The sequence below is a fragment of the Micromonospora jinlongensis genome, assembly GCF_013410645.1.
GTDB classification, from domain to species: domain Bacteria; phylum Actinomycetota; class Actinomycetes; order Mycobacteriales; family Micromonosporaceae; genus Micromonospora; species Micromonospora zamorensis.
This window is the reverse complement of the sequence record NZ_JACCHK010000001.1, coordinates 4,956,642-4,973,585: the sequence shown is the minus strand read 5'-3', so window position 1 is coordinate 4,973,585 and position 16,944 is coordinate 4,956,642. Positions and strand designations below refer to the sequence as shown.

16 protein-coding genes are annotated in these 16,944 nt (G+C 72.0%); 4 read left to right on the top strand and 12 right to left on the bottom strand.

From position 1 onward, the window contains the following. Positions 1-53: 53 nt before the first annotated feature. Positions 54-461, top strand: a complete 408-nt coding sequence (locus HNR22_RS22265; RefSeq protein ID WP_179781970.1) for an ATP-binding protein — start codon at positions 54-56, stop codon at positions 459-461. Between the two features lie 33 nt (positions 462-494). Here HNR22_RS22265 and HNR22_RS22260 read toward each other — a convergent pair whose 3' ends face one another. The 10 genes from HNR22_RS22260 to HNR22_RS22220 form a co-directional block, all read right to left on the bottom strand. Beyond that, positions 495-1,703, bottom strand: a complete 1,209-nt coding sequence (locus tag HNR22_RS22260; protein WP_179781969.1) for a low temperature requirement protein A — start codon at positions 1,701-1,703, stop codon at positions 495-497. Positions 1,704-1,749: 46 nt separating this feature from the next. Beyond that, positions 1,750-2,151 (bottom strand): GTPase, encoded by a 402-nt coding sequence (locus HNR22_RS31035; protein ID WP_218906591.1) that lies wholly within the window; start codon positions 2,149-2,151, stop codon positions 1,750-1,752. 29 nt (positions 2,152-2,180) lie between these two features. Then, a complete protein-coding gene (hflX, locus tag HNR22_RS31030) occupies positions 2,181-2,903 on the bottom strand; it encodes a GTPase HflX (protein WP_218906589.1) in 723 nt (240 codons plus the stop codon). Positions 2,904-3,048: 145 nt separating this feature from the next. Then, complete coding sequence (locus HNR22_RS22250; RefSeq protein ID WP_179781968.1) at positions 3,049-4,194, bottom strand: alanine racemase; 1,146 nt, start codon at positions 4,192-4,194, stop codon at positions 3,049-3,051. Next, positions 4,191-5,789 (bottom strand): IucA/IucC family protein, encoded by a 1,599-nt coding sequence (locus HNR22_RS22245; protein ID WP_179781967.1) that lies wholly within the window; start codon positions 5,787-5,789, stop codon positions 4,191-4,193. Before HNR22_RS22245 ends, HNR22_RS22250 begins: the two co-directional genes overlap by 4 nt. After that, positions 5,786-7,414, bottom strand: coding sequence for an IucA/IucC family protein (locus tag HNR22_RS22240; RefSeq protein WP_179781966.1), 1,629 nt, complete (start codon positions 7,412-7,414; stop codon positions 5,786-5,788). Before HNR22_RS22240 ends, HNR22_RS22245 begins: the two co-directional genes overlap by 4 nt. Next, complete coding sequence (locus tag HNR22_RS22235; protein WP_179781965.1) at positions 7,411-8,580, bottom strand: ATP-grasp domain-containing protein; 1,170 nt, start codon at positions 8,578-8,580, stop codon at positions 7,411-7,413. Before HNR22_RS22235 ends, HNR22_RS22240 begins: the two co-directional genes overlap by 4 nt. A gap of 31 nt (positions 8,581-8,611) precedes the next feature. Continuing rightward, on the bottom strand, positions 8,612-10,168 hold the full coding sequence (locus HNR22_RS22230) for an MFS transporter (protein ID WP_179781964.1): 1,557 nt from the start codon (positions 10,166-10,168) through the stop codon (positions 8,612-8,614). Beyond that, positions 10,165-11,421, bottom strand: a complete 1,257-nt coding sequence (locus HNR22_RS22225) for an MFS transporter (protein WP_179781963.1) — start codon at positions 11,419-11,421, stop codon at positions 10,165-10,167. Before HNR22_RS22225 ends, HNR22_RS22230 begins: the two co-directional genes overlap by 4 nt. Then, positions 11,418-12,128 carry an SIP domain-containing protein gene (locus HNR22_RS22220; protein ID WP_179781962.1) on the bottom strand — a complete coding sequence of 237 codons (711 nt, stop codon included), beginning with the start codon at positions 12,126-12,128 and terminating at the stop codon, positions 11,418-11,420. Before HNR22_RS22220 ends, HNR22_RS22225 begins: the two co-directional genes overlap by 4 nt. 81 nt (positions 12,129-12,209) lie before the next feature. Here HNR22_RS22220 and HNR22_RS22215 point away from each other — a divergent pair, with 81 nt between their 5' ends. Further along, entirely contained in the window at positions 12,210-12,770 is a 561-nt protein-coding gene (locus HNR22_RS22215) for a GNAT family N-acetyltransferase (RefSeq protein WP_179781961.1), read from the top strand. 42 nt (positions 12,771-12,812) lie between these two features. Here HNR22_RS22215 and HNR22_RS22210 read toward each other — a convergent pair whose 3' ends face one another. After that, on the bottom strand, positions 12,813-13,514 hold the full coding sequence (locus tag HNR22_RS22210) for a DUF305 domain-containing protein (protein ID WP_218906587.1): 702 nt from the start codon (positions 13,512-13,514) through the stop codon (positions 12,813-12,815). Next, positions 13,511-15,400, bottom strand: a complete 1,890-nt coding sequence (locus HNR22_RS22205; RefSeq protein WP_179781960.1) for a sigma-70 family RNA polymerase sigma factor — start codon at positions 15,398-15,400, stop codon at positions 13,511-13,513. Before HNR22_RS22205 ends, HNR22_RS22210 begins: the two co-directional genes overlap by 4 nt. A 311-nt stretch (positions 15,401-15,711) precedes the next feature. Here HNR22_RS22205 and HNR22_RS22200 point away from each other — a divergent pair, with 311 nt between their 5' ends. Both HNR22_RS22200 and HNR22_RS22195 read left to right on the top strand, forming a co-directional pair. Next, positions 15,712-15,897, top strand: coding sequence for a hypothetical protein (locus HNR22_RS22200; RefSeq protein ID WP_179781959.1), 186 nt, complete (start codon positions 15,712-15,714; stop codon positions 15,895-15,897). 224 nt (positions 15,898-16,121) lie between these two features. Continuing rightward, a complete protein-coding gene (locus HNR22_RS22195; RefSeq protein WP_179781958.1) occupies positions 16,122-16,928 on the top strand; it encodes a SigB/SigF/SigG family RNA polymerase sigma factor in 807 nt (268 codons plus the stop codon). Positions 16,929-16,944: the final 16 nt, after the last annotated feature.

Below are 16,944 nucleotides of genomic sequence, written 5' to 3'. Positions count from 1 at the left end.
GGGTGTTCAGAGCGGTCCGGCGGTGAGGCACGAGCCGGGGGAGGAACTGCCCGATGCGGGTGACCATGACGCTGTCGCTGCCGCGCCAACCGTCCTCGGTGACGCGCGCCCGCCATGTCCTCACCACCCTGCTGAGCCTCACCGACGCCACCGAGGACTCCCGCGGTCACCTCGCCGTGCTGATCAGCGAGGCATGCGCCAACGCCGTGGTGCACGCCGATCCCGGCAGCACCGTCGACATCGCCATTGTCATCGACGACGACAGCTGCCTGCTAGAGGTCGGTAACCGTGGCAGCACCCCCGACGCCGGCGTCGGACTCGATGCGAGACTCCCCGCCCCGCTCACCGTGGGTGGCCGTGGACTGCCCCTGATCGCAGCACTCGCCGACACGGCCGCCTTCGTCGCCGGGCCACCGGATCACGTGCTGCTACGCATCACCAAACACCTCGCCAACACCTGACGATCACCCGGGCATCCACCTGATGTCGCCCGCTCAGGCGTGAGGTGTCGGTGTCTCCGGTGGGTGGGCGACGGAGTGGCGGGCATCAGCCACGGCAACACCCAACAGGACCGCGGCGGCGGCGAGGGAGGCGATCAACGCGCCGGTGAACGCGAGCGGCACAATGAGCGCCACCAGGACGAGGATCCCGACGATGCGCCGTCGGGAGACCCGGTTGAACACCACCCACTCCAACCGGATGCGCCCGAAGAGGAACAGCGCCGGGCCTCCCAGGATCACCACCACCCATGCCAGGTACGGCCGACCGAGGGCATGGTGCTGCACGATCTCGTAGCCGATCGCCGTCGCGAGGATGCCGAACACCATGACGATGTGCGCGGCCCCGGCAACCCGGCCAAGCACGATCCGGTCGGTCACCGCGTCCAGCGCCTCGCCGAGCATCTCCCCTGAGCGGTGGAAGTAGACCCGCCACACCAGGACGGTGGTGACGAACGCCGTCATCAACCCGATGGTCGTCGCGACCGTGACCGGCGCGTTGGTGTAGCCGATGCCGAGAGCCAGGACACTCTCCCCGAGTGCGATGAGCAGCAACTGCTGATACCGCTCCGGCAGGTGCCGGCTACGCTCGACCGCCCACGCGCTCGCGAAGCGGTTCGGCATCCCGGGCACGGGCCATCCGAGCCGGGCAGCGACGAGGTCGACGACTATCGCCAGACCCCACAGCGTCGCCCGCCACTGCTCCTTCGTGAGCCCACCGCCGATCCACAGGATCGCCGAACCCGCACTCCAGATCGCCGTGCGGGTGTACAGCAACCGGACGGTGTCACCGACCGGCAGCGTGCGGATGAGCAGCAGGGGCCGCCCGACCTGGAGGAGCACGTACGGCACCGCGAAGGCCAGGCCGCGTCCGTAAAAGGCGTACGGCAGGGAGGTCGACATGATCAGGATGCCGAGGGCACTCGCCAGCACCATCAGCTGGATCAGCCGCTGCCGAGGATCGAAGCGGCTGGTGATGTGGCCGGTGGTGGTCCAGAGCCACAGCAACGGCAGCGCCAGGACCACGGTGTCGGACAACGACGCCCAGCGGACGGTGACATCGTCACTGGACAGCGATGGCACGATCCGGCTGACCACGCCGTTGAGCGCGAACACCAGCACCAGGTCGAAGAACAACTCGAGGAAGTTGGCCTGGCCGGCGCTCTCCCGGCCGCCCGGCGCGCCACGTCCTCGATCGCCGCCCACCTGGCCATGCTCCCGCAGGTCGGGCGCCCCTGATCACCGTTCGGCGTCAGTAACGTACCCGCCGTGCGAGTTCGACGCGGAGGTGGTCGATGCCGGCTCCGGTGCGCGCGGAGACCGGGACGGCGTGGGGGTGGACCCGGCAGAGCGCGTCGACCCACTCCGCGGGCGCAACGTCGATCTTGTTGAGGACCAGGAGCTCGGGAACATCGCGCGCGCCGATCTCGTGCAGCACGCCGTGCACGGTGGTGATCTGGTCCAGTGCGTCGGGGGCGGAGGCGTCGACCACGTGCAGGGCCAGGTCGCTGCGGGTGACCTCCTCCAGCGTCGAGCGGAACGCGTCGACGAGCTGGTGGGGCAGGTGCCGCACGAAGCCGACGGTGTCGGTGACGGTGTAGGTCAGGTCGCCGGTGCTGATCCGGCGGACGGTCGGGTCCAGAGTCGCGAACAAAACGTCCTGGACCTGGGCGTCGGCGTCGGTCAGCCGGTCAGCCGGTTGAGCAACGCCGACTTGCCGGCGTTGGTATAGCCGGTGATCGACACCGAGGGCACCTGGTTGCGCGCGCGGCGGCTGCGGGTGCGCTCGCGGCGTCGGGCGAGTTCGGAGGCGTTGCGTCGCAGTCGGGTCGCCCGCTGCCGCAGCGTGCGGCGCTGGGTCTCCAGCCGCATCTCACCGGGACCCCGGACACCCATGCCGGCGCCACCGGCCGTCCGGCCGCCACCGACGCGCGACATTGTCCGGCCGCCGCCGCGCAGGCGGGGCAGCTGGTACGCGATCTGCGCCAGTTCCACCTGCACGCGGCCCTCGCTGGTTCGGGCGTGCTCGGCGAAGATGTCCAGGATCAGAGCGGTGCGGTCGACGACGCGTCGGCCGACGCGCTCCTCCAGGTTGCGCACCTGGCCGGGGGTCAGTTCGCCGTCGGCGATCACCAGGTCGGCGTGTGCGCGTTCGGCCAGCGCGGCCAGTTCGTCGACCTTGCCGGACCCGACGTAGGTCGCCGGATCGGGGTGGGGGCGGCTCTGCACCACCTCGTCCGCGACGGTCAGGCCGTCGGTGGCGGCGAGCCGGCGCAGCTCGGTCAGCGAGGTCTGCGAACCCGGCCCGCTGTCGGCCGCGCCGTCGTCGCGTACCGCCACCAGCACCGCTGTGGGATGCTCCCCTCCGGTGCCGACGTCCGGGCCGAGCAACCAGGATCCCGCCATTGTCCCCACCACCTCGTCTCGGATGCCGCCTACCCTGGCTCCGGCCGACCATGCCCTGGCTACCACGCCGGTCTCGCCGAAACGGTGTCCCGCCGAGTGGAAGCCGTGCGACTGCCCCAGGTAACCGGTGGGTAGGAGATCCTCTTCAGGACGGCGTTCCCCCGGCCGCCCACTCGGCTGCCACCTCGTCCGGATCACCGGTGCGGAACAGCGGCGGATCGTGCAGCAGGAAGTCTCGGTGGCTGATGTTCCAGGCGTACGCCCCGGCCATCGCGAAGGCCAGCACGTCGCCCACCCCGATCGGCCCGGCAGTGGCCGACCGGGACAGCACGTCCTTCGGGGTGCAGAGCTGCCCGACCACGGTGACCGGTCCCCCGTCGGTACGCACGCCGTCGACGCCGCGCCGTCGGTGTACGCGGAACGGCTGCGCGTGCCCCTTCGCCGCCGGTGTCCGCAGGTGGTGGGTGCCCCCGGCCACCACCACGAACCACTCGCCGTAGGAGCGCTTCACGTCGATGACCTCGGTGAGGTACGCCCCGCAGTAGGCGGTGACCGACCGGCCCGGCTCGATGCGCAGCCGCACCCCCGGGTACGCGTCGAGGACGCCCGCCAGTGCCTGGCCGTAGCCGACCCAGTCGAATCGCCCCGCCGGGTCGGTGTAGTCGACGGCCATGCCCCCGCCGACGTCGACCTCGGCGGCCCCGACCTCGGTGACCGCCCACTCGACCACGGCGGCGGCGACCGCGCCGGCGAGAGGGGCGTCCAGCCCGCTGGCCAGGTGGGCGTGGATCCCGCGTACGTCGATGCCGGCGGGCGGCTGTCGGGCGCACTCGACCGCGTCGGCCAGGTCCATGCCGAACGGGCTGGGCCCGCCACCCATGACCAGGCTCGCGCCGGGCGCGTCAACCGGCAGGTTCACCCGCAGCAGCACCTGGGCCGAGATGCCCGAGGCGCTGGCCAACGCGCCGAGTCGCCGAAGCTCGGCGGGCGATTCGACGTGGATGCGGTGCACCCCGGCGGCGAGGGCGGCGGCGAGGTCCGCGTCGGTCTTGCCCGGCCCGGCGTACGCGGCGGGGGCCCGCCCCGGCAGCACCTCGGCCAGCCTGCGCAGCTCGCCACGGCTCGCGGCCTCGAACCCGTCGACGACCGGGGCGAGGGTACGAAGCACACCGGGGTCCGGGTTGGCCTTGACCGCGTAGAGCAGATCCACCTGCCGGGGCAGCGCCGCCCGGATGGCCCCGGCATGCGTGGCCAGCGCGTCGAGGTCGTGGACGTAGACGGGTCGCGTCACCGTGGCCCGCCCAGCGGGTTGGGCACCGGCACGAACGGCGCGGCCCGGTCCGCGTCGCGCCGCCACCGGACCAGCAGGTTCGCCTTGGCCGGCAGCGGCTCACCGTTCAGCAGCGAGCGCAGCTCGGGTGGGTCGTCCAGTTCGGCGGCGACCGCCTCGACGACGGCCCGCAGCTCCTGCCACAGCCGCCGTTCGGTGCCTGGTCGCGCGTCGGCGAGTGCGCCGCAGATGCCACCGAGGTGATTGACGAACAGGCAGTAGACGATCCGGTGCCGGGCGTCCAGGGGGCCGTAGCGGACCTGCGCGGGGACACCGTCCGGCCAGGCCGTCCAACGCTCGGCGTCGAGTTTCACCCCCTCCAGGTCGCGCAGCAGCATGCGTACCGGGCGGCGGTCGCGGTCGAGCACGACGACCACGTTCTGCAGGTGCGCCTCGTGCACGACGCCGTGGCTGAGCCAGCAGCGCAGCACCGCCGGCACCAGCAGCCCGACGTACGCCCGCCACCAGGCCACCGGGTCGGGTGTCACCAGTGGCGTGGCGGCCAGCGCCGCCGCGAGCATCGGGGTGTCCCCCGGGCGCAGGTGCGGGCGCAGGCCGCTACGCAGGATCGTCCCGTACGCCTCGTCCGGGCCGGGAACGTCGACAGTGCGGTAGGCGGGTTCGGTGAGCAGCCCGACCCCGTCCGGCATCGGCACCCGCGCCAGCAGGTCGGTCAGGGCCACAGCGCCGGTGAGCTCGTAGCGGGCGTTCTTGCGCAGACAGTTGGTGATCCGTACGTGCAGGCTGGTCTTGACGAACAGGTCGGCCGCCGGGGCGTAGAGGGTGCGGACGCTCGCCGTCGGCCGCACCGGCACGCCGGCCTCCCCCAGGTCCCGCAACCGGGGGTGCGTCGGCGGGATCAGTGACAGCTGCCAGGGATGCACCGGCAGGACACGGTGCCCGCGCGGGGGGCGGGGCGGGTCGAGGGCGGCCACGAGCGCGTCGAACGGCCCGGCGCCGGCGGCCAGGTCATCCGGTACGGCGAGCCAGTGCAGCCGGAACGACGTGCGCAGCTCCGGGGCGTACGCCCGCCAGCTCTCCGGGTCACCGCTGCGCCACTTCGGGGTGGGGTGGTGCGGGTGGCCGAAGACGAGTGACTGTTCGGAGTCGACGTACGCGTCGATGGCGGGCTCGCCGGTGGGCGTCGGGTCCTCGGTCGGCCGGTCGGCCAGCAGCCGGGCCACGGTGTCCCGGCTGGCCTGGACCTGCTCGACGAACTCGTCGTTCGCCAGGCCGGTGCGGGTGGTGAGTTCGGCCGCGACCAGGCTGGCGAGCCCGTCCGCGTCCAGGTCGACCCACCGTCCGTTGTCGGTGCGCCGCTGCACCGGGCCGGTGTAGCGGTGCGCCCCGAGCGGCGAGTGTCGCGCGACCCCGCAGCGCACCGTGACGCCGAGGTGCCGCAGCAGCAGATGCGCGGCACCGTCGACCACGGTCGGGCCGTCGTCCGGCGGGGTGAGTTCGCGGACCAGGCAACCGAAGATGGCGTGGGCGGTGGCCAGGTCGGCGAGCTGACCGGTCTCGGTGGCCGGGCGGGAGCGCAACTGGGCGCTCGTCATCGTGTCTCCCGGAGGTAGTTCGGGCCGGTACGCAGGTAGTACTTGTTGATGTCGGCGCATCCCAGCCGCTGTTTGGGCAGCAGGGTGCCGGCGGTGAGCATCGCCTTGATGGGCAGGTGGGCGGCCCCCAGGACCCGGTCGGTGAACGTTCGTGCCGCTGGTCCGTCACCCCACCGGTCGCGGGCGGCGGCAAGCCGGGGTGCCAGCGCCTCGGCGGGTGACGGCACGGGCAGCCCTCGGGCGGCCAGCGCGACCAGGGGTGCGGCGGCGGCCAGGTGCAGGGTGATGGTGATGAACACGTCGGCCAGCTCCTGCGGGTCGCGCGCCCACATCCGGTCGTCGTCGAGGGTGAGCCCACCCGGGCCGCCGTGCCGCGGGTCGAGGCGGGCCCCGTCGTTGTCCTTGTAGAGCAGGCCGACGGTGCCGTCGGGGTGCACCAGCAGGTGGATGTTCTGCGGGTGCGCCTCCAGCGCGATCCCGTGGCGGAGCCAGAGGAAGACGTGCCAGTCGAGCAGCAGGTCCAGATAGGACTCCAGCAGCGCCCCGGGCCGCTCGGGGCTGATCCGTTCGAGGACCGTTGCCGCGACCGGGTCCGGTGCGGCGAGGGCCGCGACCGGCACCACGTGGACGCCGGCCAGATCACCCGGGAATCGGCGTAGCAGGAAGCTGCGCCGCTCGTCGCCGCCGACGTGCGCCCAGGTGCTCTCGTCGACGTGCCGGATCCGTCCGGCGAAGGTGGGTTCGGCGTTGGCGATCCGGTCGAGCAGCGCGGCGACGGCCGCACCGTCGGCGAGCGAGCCGGGGCGCAGCGTGCGCCGGTTGCGGGCGCCGAGGCTCGCGGTCGGCAGCGGCAGCTTGAGGTGCAGGTACGGGTGATCGTCGAGCGCCACCGTCCGCATGGAGAGGGTGGGCCGTACGGTGATCGCCGGCAGGTCCGTGACCGGTAACGCGTCGCGCTCCGCGGTGATCGGGTGCGCCGGCAGCAACAGCTGATCCGGTCGTCGTGCGCGTGGCCACCAGGACGGGAGTTGGCCGGTGAACTGGACGTCCTCGGCGGGGACGGTGTACCAGCGCAGCGCGAAACGCGGGGCGTGCTCCGGGGCGTACCGGAGGAGGTCGTCGTCTCCGAGACCGTGCCGGCACCGGTCGGTGGGGTAGACCGGGTGGCCGTGGTGGGCGGCGAGCACGTCGTCCAGGAGCGCCGCCGGCAGTCCCGTCGGGGTGCTGGCGCGTTCGGCGGCAACCTTGGCGAGCACCCGCGAGCGGTGTCGGGCCGCGAGCCGTCGGGCCCGCAGGTCAGCGCGGCACTCGACGCTGAAGTCCCGCCAGCCGGCCTCGGCCTCGGCGTTGCAGTGCGGGGTGAGCAACCTGAGCAGGCCTTCCACCGTGTCCGTGCGGTGGGTGTCGCCGCCGCCGTCGAGCAGCAGCACCATCGGTGCGGCGCTGCGCAGGGCCTGCTGGAACCCGTCCGCCCGGACCGGGATCCGCAGCAGGCCGGCGGGGTGCGGTGCCTCCCACCAGTCGGACCCGTCCGGTCGGCCGGTGCTGAGCAGACCGAGGTGATCCTCGCGCAGCAGGGCGTCGAGGACCCGGGTGAACACCTCCCGCTCGCAGTCGTCGCTCACTCGACGATGGTCCACTGGAGGTCGCCGCGGAAGGCGGCCAGCGACTGCCGGACCATGCCCTCGTCGGGGCCGATCCCGTGCAGCACGGCGAGGTAGTCGCGGTTCGTGCCGGTGTGCTCGGCGGTGCGCCCCACCTCGCGCAGCGGATGGCAGCCAAGCCGGACATCACAGTGGACGGTGTCCAGCCGGCCCGGCGCGGCGACCAGGCGGCCGGAACGCTCCGCGCAGACGTACTCGACCTGGGCGTACCGGTCGACGGTGGCGGGGAGGTCGAGGGCGGCCAGGGGCTCACCGAGGTGCAGCCGGATGACGTGCTCGAACAGCGGCACACCGAGCAGCTCGGAGAGGATCAGGTCCATCCGATCGCCGATGAGCCGGTAGTTCACCTCGATGAGCCGGACCCTGCCGTCGGCGATGACGTACTCGGTGTGGCAGGCGCCGAAGCCGACCCCGAGCGCGTCGAGCCGCGCCCGAAGCTGGGTGGACTCCTGCTCCGCCGGAGGCGACCAGGCGAGGCTCTCCTCGGTGAAGGTCGGTGGCGGCCCGAGGCCGGTACGCCAGCCGCCGAGGGAGGCCAGCGCCGTGCCGTCGCCGAGGGTCTCGAAGGTCCGCAGCTCGCCGGGGAGGTACTCCTCCACCACCAGGGCCACCTCCGGCCGACGGCCACGGATCTCGGCGATCCGGGCGACCAGCTCGGCATGATCGATCACCAGGTACGCGTCCTCGCTGGCCACCCCCTCGCGGGGTTTGACCACGGCGGGAAACATCCCGTCCGGCACCTGCGGTGCGGCACCGGGGTCGACGGTGACGGTGCGTACCAGATCGAGGCCCGCAGCCGCGATCGCCCGGCGGGCCGCGGCCTTGTCCTTGCAGAGACGGGCGGCGTCGGGATCCTTGCCGGGCAGACCGAGCTTCCGTGCGGCGATCGCGGTGGCCTCCTGAAGGTGGTCGCTGTTGGACACTAGCGCCACCGGCCGGGTCGGTGCCGTCGCCGCGACCACAGCTGCCGCGTCCCGGACCGCGCAACGCGCCACCGGCACGCCCGCCGGCCACTCCGCCGGTCGGTCGGTCAGCACGGTGGCCGACAGCCCGAGCGACGCCGCCGCGGGGAGAAACCCCTCCAGCACGGCGTCGGTGGGGTTGAGCGCGGTCAGGTACAGCCGCATACCGCCTCCGTCGACTACGACGATGTCGTGATTAGGGTAGCCTACCCTTATTAGGCGGTTTGGGGCGGTCTGCCCGGTAGAGCAGTCCGGCGGCGACCAACCCGCCGATCAGCACCGCGGCAGCGCCCGCCAACTGTCCCGTCTCCAGCGCCGAGGCGAAGGCGACAGTGACGGCCTCCCGCTCGGCACCGTCGCGAGCGGCGGCCAGGGCGGCGGGAAACGATCCGGCGCCGGCCAGGGCTGCCGGCAGCAGGGCGGCGAACCGGGCGTTCAGCACGGCACCCAACACGGCGATGCCGAGGCTGCTGCCGACCTCGGTCATGGTGCCGTCGACACCCGCGCCCGCGCCGGCCTTCTGCGCCGGGATGGCGCTCATCACGGCCTCGACGATGGCCGGGTTGGCCAACGCGCACCCGACACCCATCACGAGCAGCCCGGCCAGCAGCACCCCGTACCCGTCGGACGGGAAGAGGGTGATCAGCGCGAGACCGCCCGCGAGCAGCGTCATACCGATGGCGATGGCGGCGGACAGGCCGAGCCGACGGATCACGACCGCGACCGCACCGCTGACGTTGAGCAGCACGATGGACAGCGCGAAGGGCGCCATCCGGAGACCGGCTTCCCAGGCGGGATAGCCGCGGACGAACTGCAGATGCTGGGTGAGCAGGAACAACGCGCTGGTGGCGCCGAACGTGATCAGCACGACCCCGGAGATCGCGCCCACGAACCGCCGGTCCTGGAAGAAGTGCATGTCCAGCATGGGGTGCGGGATCCGCCGCTCCCAGCGGACGAAGAACCCGAGCAGGAGTACGCCGACAGCCGCCGCCCCGAGCACCTCAGCCGACGTCCACCCGTGCTCCGGCCCAGAGATGATCGCCCAGACGACCGCGGTCAGGCCGGCGGTGGAGAGCGCCGCGCCCACCACGTCCAGGCGGCCACCGGCCGGGTCACGGGACTCGGGTATCAGCGCGCGAGCGACGAACAGGCAGACCAGCACGATGGGCACGTTCACCAGGAAGATCGCGCCCCACGGCAGATGCGCGAGGATGGTGCCGCCGATCGGTGGCCCGACGGCGAAGCCCAGCGCGCTGGTGGCCGCCCAGATGCCGATCGCGCGGGACCGCTCGGCGGTGTCGAAGACCTGCATCGCGACCGCGAGCGTCGAGGTGATCAGCAACGCGCCACCGACACCCATGCCGGCCCGGGCCGCGATGAGCTGCCCGGTGGTGCTGGACAGCCCGGCCGCCAGCGAGCCGAGACCGAACAGGACGAGCCCGGTGAGCAGCATCCGGCGACGCCCGTACCGGTCGGCGGCGCTGCCGGCGGTCAGCAGCAACCCGGACAGCACCAACGCGTACGCGTTGATCATCCATTGCACGTCGGCGGTGCTGGCGCCCAGCTCGGTGGTGAGCACCGGCACCGCCACGGTCAGCACGGTGTTGTCCAGCACCACCACGAGCTGCGCGACGCAGAGCACGGCCAGGATCAGCCACCGCTGCGGCGGTCGCGCCGAGGCTGTGGCGCCGTTGGCCGGCTTGGTGTCGCTGGCCGGCTCGGTGGTGTCGCTGGCCGGCTGAACGGTGGTCACGCCACGGCCTTCACGCCATCCACCGTCGGGTGCGCCGCCGTCGAGCCGACGGGACCGGGCCTGCGGGGGAATCGCCGCTGGTGGGCGAGGCCGAGGACGACACCCGCGGCCACCAGCACGATGGCCGCGATCGCGACCGGCGGGTAGCCGACCCCGTCGGCGGCCGCGAGACCGATGGACGCGGCCACGAACGAGCAGACCAGGCCGAACGACGACAGGACGGTGAAGTCGGTGCCACCGGTGTCGGGGCGCGAGTAGTCCATGTTGACGGTGTAGAGCACCACGTTCGCGATGGTGTAGGCCACCATGAAGCAGCAGAGAGCGGCGACCGTCCCGCCGAGTGGGGCGCGACCGTTCATCAACGGCAGCAGCAGCAGCGTCGACACCGTGAGTGCCACGCCGCCGACCACGAGCACGCCGCCGCGCCCGAACCGTCCGATGCCGAGCCCGGCGACCAGACCCGCCACGATGGCCGGGACGCTGGTCACCACTCCGGTGACCACGCCGATCCGGCCCAACGACCATCCCGCGTCGACCAGGGCCGGCGTCACCAGCGCGTACGCCATCCCCGCCCCGACGTAGACCAGCGGCACCACGCCGAACGTCCACCACCGGCAGCCCGGCTGGCCGAACACCGACAGCAGTGCCCGGTAGGCCGTGCCGACCCTGTCCACCCGGTCGGTACGCGGAGGTTCCCGGAACCGCCACACGACCAGCAGGCCGACCGCCGTCATCGCGGCCAGCAGGCCGATCGCCGCCGCCCAGCCGAACTGGTCGTAGACCAGGACGCAGGCGCCGCCGCCGAGCAGGTTGCCGAGGTAACTCGCGGCGACCTGGATCCCGTTACCGGTCCCCCGGCTCGACTCGGCGAGCATCCGGACCGCTACGGCGTCCACGGCGATGTCCTGCGTGGCGGAGAAGAAGACGTACGCGGCGCAGATCGCGACGATCGGGCCGAGCGCGTCGGCCGGGTCGGTGAACGGCAGCAGCGCCAGCAGAGCGAGCACCAGGGCGGTCTGGAGCACGAGCAACCAGGATCGGTAGTGGCCGCGGTGTCGCGAGCCGTACCGGTCGAGGATCGGCGCCCAGAGGAACTTGATGGGCCAGATCAGGCCGACGATCTGCAACAGGGCCAGCGTATCCAGCGAGGTGCCGCCGTCGCGCAGGATGGCGGTCAGTCCGACGGTGATGAAACCGACGCCGAGGTACTGCGTGACGTACAGCGCGGTCAGGGTGCCGAGCCGACCCTTCATGCGGCTTTCCAGTAGCCGAGGGAGGTCACCCGGTCCTTGTCGACACCCAGCGTTCGCCGGATGTGTCGGGTGATGCCACGGGTGGTGGCCGCCTCGCAGGCCACCCAGTAGTGCCCCGCGCCGCTGGTCGGCAGGGCCGCGCAGACCGTGTCGACCAGGTGTTGACCGGCGTCGCGCCGGGGCACCCAGGTGACGTCGTGGTGCGCCCGGGCCCGCAACGCGAGAGCCTTCTCGCCCTCGTGGGCGTACTCCAGCCACACCGTCGCCGGGATGTCGGCGCTGGCGTCGAGCAGGCTGTTCACCGCGGGCAGGGAGGCCGCATCGCCGACGAGGTAGAGGTGCTCGGGCGCCGGGTCGGGCAGGTCGAAGGCGCTGCCCTGGACGGTCGCGCTGATGGTGTCACCGACCTGGGCGGTGGTGGCCCAGCGGGCGGCGCAGCCGTCGTGGATGGCGAATTCGAGGGTGAACCGGCCGGTGGACGGGTCGGGATCCACCAGTGTGTACGCGCGCTGGTGTGCCCGGCCGTCGTTGTCGAACCACAGCCGGATCCACATCGTGGGGTGTACCCCGCACGCTTCCAGCAGGCCCCCACCGTCCAGGAGGAGCCGCTGATAGTGGCCGTCGATCGACTCGGTGCCCAGCACGGTCAACCGAAAGTCCCGGCCTCCCATGGCCTTGAGGACCAGGGCCTCCCAGTTCCGTTTCACGCACCCCTCCAGGTAAGGTCATCCTTGGTTAGGGGAGGTTAACCTAAGTCGCGCCCCGGATGGAACAGAGGACAGCGCCCGATGACGTACCTGGAGAAGATCGCCGGTCTCGGTGAGTTGTCATTGGTGACCGTCGACCCCGACCGGCACGCCGCCCTCCTGCACGGCTGGGTCACCCAACCTCGAAACTCGTTCTGGGGCATGGGTTCGCACACCCTGGAACAGGTACGCGAGATCTACGCCTTCGTGGACAGCCTGCCGACGCACCACGCGTACCTGATCATGGTCGACGCGGAGCCGGTCGGCCTCTTCCAGACCTACCAGCCCGAGGCCGACCCGGTCGGCGAGCGCTACCGCGTGCAGTCCGGTGACATCGGGATGCACCTGCTGCTCAGCCCCGACCGGCGCCTCGCCCGCGGCCTCACCAACGTCGTCGGCCCGGCCCTCGCCCGCTTCCTGTTCCGAGACCCGACCGCCCAGCGGATCGTGGTCGAGCCGGACGTCCGCAACCACCTCGCGCTGCGCCGACTGGAGATCGAGGGGTTCACCCTCGACTCGGAGATCGACATGCCGGACAAGCGAGCCCAGCTGGCGTTCCTGACGCGCGACCGGTTCGAGGCGAACCACCCGACGCCGGCCTGAGCACCGGCGCGGCGGCATCGGTCGGTCTTCTGCGCGGCATGCTCAGTCGACCTGCGGGGTTCCGGTCGCGCCGGGCTGAGGGTCCAGTGCGCTCAACTCGGCGGCCCGGGCCCGCTGGATCCGGCCGGCGAGCGCCTTCAGCTCCGGGCTGCCCCCGGCGGTCTGCTCGCCCCGGCACAGCACCATGGTCTGCGCGAGGTGCGCCCGCACCAACGCGGCGGCCCGGGACGGCACCTCGGTATCGGGGGCGGCGCGCAGCTCGGCGAGGCTCGCTTCGGTGACCATGCCGGGCATCTGATGCCCCTCGTGGATGTTCTGCTCCGCGACGTTGCCTGCGGCCAGCAGCCCGCGCAGGTCTCGCAACTCGGCCTGGTGAGCAGCGCGGAGGTCGTCGAGCAGTGCCCGCAGCGACGGGTCCGCGGCCGCCGACCGGGTGTCGACGTGGTCGATCAGCGCGAGCGCACCCTCGTTCATCGGAATGAGCAGTTGGATGAAGGCGTCGTCGGTGCTGTTGAGCACCACCGACGCGGTCGGCGCCGGACCGGCCGGCGGGGATGCGGCCGACGGGGATGCCGTCGGAGAGGATGCGGTCTGGTCGGTGCGGCCCCAGCCCTGACTGAGGCCGACCGCCACCGTTGTCACGACCAGGGTCGCGACGACGCCGACGGTCCGCCCGGCGCGGCCACCGAACGCCGGGCTTCTGGTCGTGGTCGGCTGCCGGTCCACCGGTGCGTCGCCGCTCAACGGGCGGCCTGGAACGCGCGACCGACCACTGTCGCCTCGGTGCCGTTGCTGAACAACCCGGACCGGTCCTTGTCCGTGGCGGGCAGGCCGAACCACGCGTACCGCTGCACATAGGACAGTTGGCCGAGCATGGTGGTGGCCGCGGTGAGGAAGGCCGCCTGCTGCTCCTGACCGGGGAACTGTGCGCCGCCGCCGTCGAAGCGGATCAGCGCGAACTCGGTCAGCCAGATTGGCTTCCGGTACCGCTGGTAGACGGCCTGGAGATACTGCCGGAGCTGGTCGACCGCCGTGCTGGTCGTGAAGTCGGCGCCGAACCAGTGCAGGGTGATGAAGTCGACGCGGTGGCCGCGGGCCTGAGCGCCGGTCATGAACCTGTCCAGCCAACCCTGCGGATCCGGCCCGCCCCAGGCGACCGCGGGGCTGCCCAACCTGCTGCCCGTCGCCATCAGTTGCGGCCACAGGTCCAGCGCCTGCTCGACGGTCATGTTCGCCTGCTCGGGCATGTCCGGCTCGTTGAAGGTGAGCAGATCGGGCCCCGCCGCCCTGGCCCGGGCCAGCTCCGTGGCCGTGACGTTCTCCGCACTGCGGATCATGGGCACGAACGTCACACCGCGCGGCGTGCTGATCCCCGGGTGCTGGGTGCCCCAGGTGTAGTACCAGCCGGCCTTCGAGTTAGCCAACGCCTGGCTGGCTCCGGCGAAGTTCCACACTCCGACGCCCTTGCGGGCGGAGCTGACCGCCGGGACGACCGGAGCCTTCGACGAGGGGCGTGCGCTCGGTGACGGTGCGACGCTCGGGCTGGCCACGGCGGTGGGCGCGGCGGGCGGCGGAGCAGCCCACGAGGGCGCTGGTGGATCCTCCGGCAGGATCACCACCGCCAGGGTGATGGCGAGAACGGCCGCTGCCACCCCGGCGGCGAGGGACGGGACCAGGCCACGGGGGCGGTTCACCGCGAGGTCGACGATGCTCGGGCCACCGCCGCCGTCGGAGGTCACACCGCCGGGCGGGGTCGTCCCGGCGGTGTGCCCGGCCGTCGGGCCCGGGGGGTGGTATCCGACGGCCTGCGCGGCAGCCGGGGGTGCGGCCGCGCTCGGAAGGTGGGCGCTCAGACCCGCCGGCAACGGCAGCATCGGCAGACCGGCGAGCAGCCGGTCGATCGGTAGGAGCGTGGAGCCCAGTCGCCCACAGAACGCGCAGTCGCGGACGTGTCGGGCCAGCCTCTTGCGCCACAGCGGGCTGGGAGTGCCGTCCCACTCGCCGCTCACGGCGCGCAGGTCCGGGCAACCGGGGCGGGCACCGAGCGCGCGTACGACACCCCGGGCGCTCTGAATCTGCTCCTTCATCCGGTGGATCCGCACCGCGACGTGCCCGGGTGGCAGCCCGAGCGCGTCGGCGACCTCGGCCCGGGTGATCTCGCCGGTCTCCTCCAGCCACCACAGCGACAGCAGCTCCTGGTCGTCCGGGTCGAGCCAGCGGGTCGCCTCGGCGACCTCGCGACGCTGATCGGTGAGGCCGAGCCGGAGGATGGTCATCCCCGCGAAGTCGGAGGCCGGGTCGGGCACGTTGTGGATCGCGTCGAGCCCGGCGTCGCGGTTGAGCGCGAGACGTCGGCGCTGTTCCCAGTCGCGCACCTGACGGATGGCGATCGCCACCAGCCACGAGCGGTATGCCGCCGGGTCGTTGAGCGCGGGCAGGTACCGGATCACCCGTACCAACGTCTCCTGGACCACGTCGTCGACGTCGGCGTGACCGCGCAGCGCACGCCCGACGATGTTGTAGACCAGCGGGAGCGAAGCCGCGACGACGTCATCGAGGGCGCGCTGGTCGCCCTGTCGGGCCGCGACGACCAACCCGACATCGGGTAGTGCTCGACCGGCTGACGACATGGGTGTCACTCCTTGTGTGCTCGTCCGCGCGGCACCCGCGCTGCGCGGTGACCGCCCTCAAGATCGGAGACTGGCAGCACCGGGTCGGATTACAGAATTCTCGGCTGCTGGCGGAGCGGACGCGACCCGAGGCCCTCGTCGGCGCATGAGGGGTGCCGACGGCGGGTATGGTGCGGGGTGTCGGTGTCGCCGGGCGTCCGCCCGTGCACGAGGCACCTGATCGGGCGCCAGTGTGAGCGCCGCACGTCACGAGGTCGCACGGCGAGAGCCGGGGCCCGGACGCACTCCTTGATGGAAGACAGGAATCCTGCATGACATCGAACGACAATGCTCGACCGGCCCTGTTCCTCGCCACGTCGAACTCCGACGTGCTCGACGAGTCGATGGCGACCTTCGACGGCAGCGAGGAGGCCATGCTGCGGCTGCGCCACCCGTTCGCGGTCAAGCCGGCCCAGCAGGCCCCGATCGCTGGCGAAGAGCCCGATCAGCGCGGCTGATTCGGCGCGCCCACACCTGCTCAACCTCATACTTTCGGCTAGTAATTATTCAAACGTTCGGGTAGTGTCCGGGTCATCAAGTGAACGACATGACGCGGCGGCGAGGCCCGTGCTCGTGGCCTTGCGACAGCGCACCTTCGCCCGTACGTGCGCCCCGGCGTCAGCCGGTTCGGAGACCCTTCCGGTCGACTCAATCGACGGGCAGTGCGGGAAGGACCACTCCCATGGCCGTCATCGTCGAAACCGCGACCAGCACCAGCAGCGACCAGCGGCGCAGTGAGCAGAGCCCGGAAGACCTCCTGGCCGCCCTGGCGGCGACGGGGGTCGACGACCCTCGCCGCCCAGCCCTGCGGGACCGCACCATCGAGGCGTGGCTGCCGCTCGCCCGGCACCTCGCCCGCCGCTACGGCGGTCGCGGCGCGCCCGACGACGACCTGGCCCAGACCGCCTCGGTCGGTCTCATCAAGGCCGTGGACAACTTCGACCACAGCCGAGGTGTCGACTTCGCCGGGTACGCCATCCCCACCATCATCGGCGAGATCAAGCGATACTTCCGGGACCGCACCTGGGCGATCCGGGTGCCCCGCCGCCTCCAGGAGCTACGCCTGTCGATCAGCGCGGCGAACAGCGTCCTGACCCAGACCCTCGGTCGCTCGCCGACCGTGGCCGACATCGCGTCCTACCTGGCGGTGACCGAGGAGGCCGTGCTGGAAGGGCTGGAAGGTGCGCGCGCCTACCGGGCCACGTCGCTGTCCACCCCGATCGGGGCTGACGGCAGCCGGGAGCTCTCGGACACCATCGGCGGCGAGGACCACGAATTCGACCTGGTCGACATCCGTGTCGCCCTCGGCCCGGCCCTCGCCACGCTGCCGGAGCGCGAACAACAGATCCTGAGCCTGCGCTTCCACGGCAACCTGACCCAGGCCGAGATCGCGGATCGGATCGGTGTCTCGCAGATGCACGTCTCGCGGCTGATCACCCGCTCGTTGGCCACGCTGCGTCGCCACCTCACCGACGACAAGGCGTACTGACAGTCGGCGTCGTCAA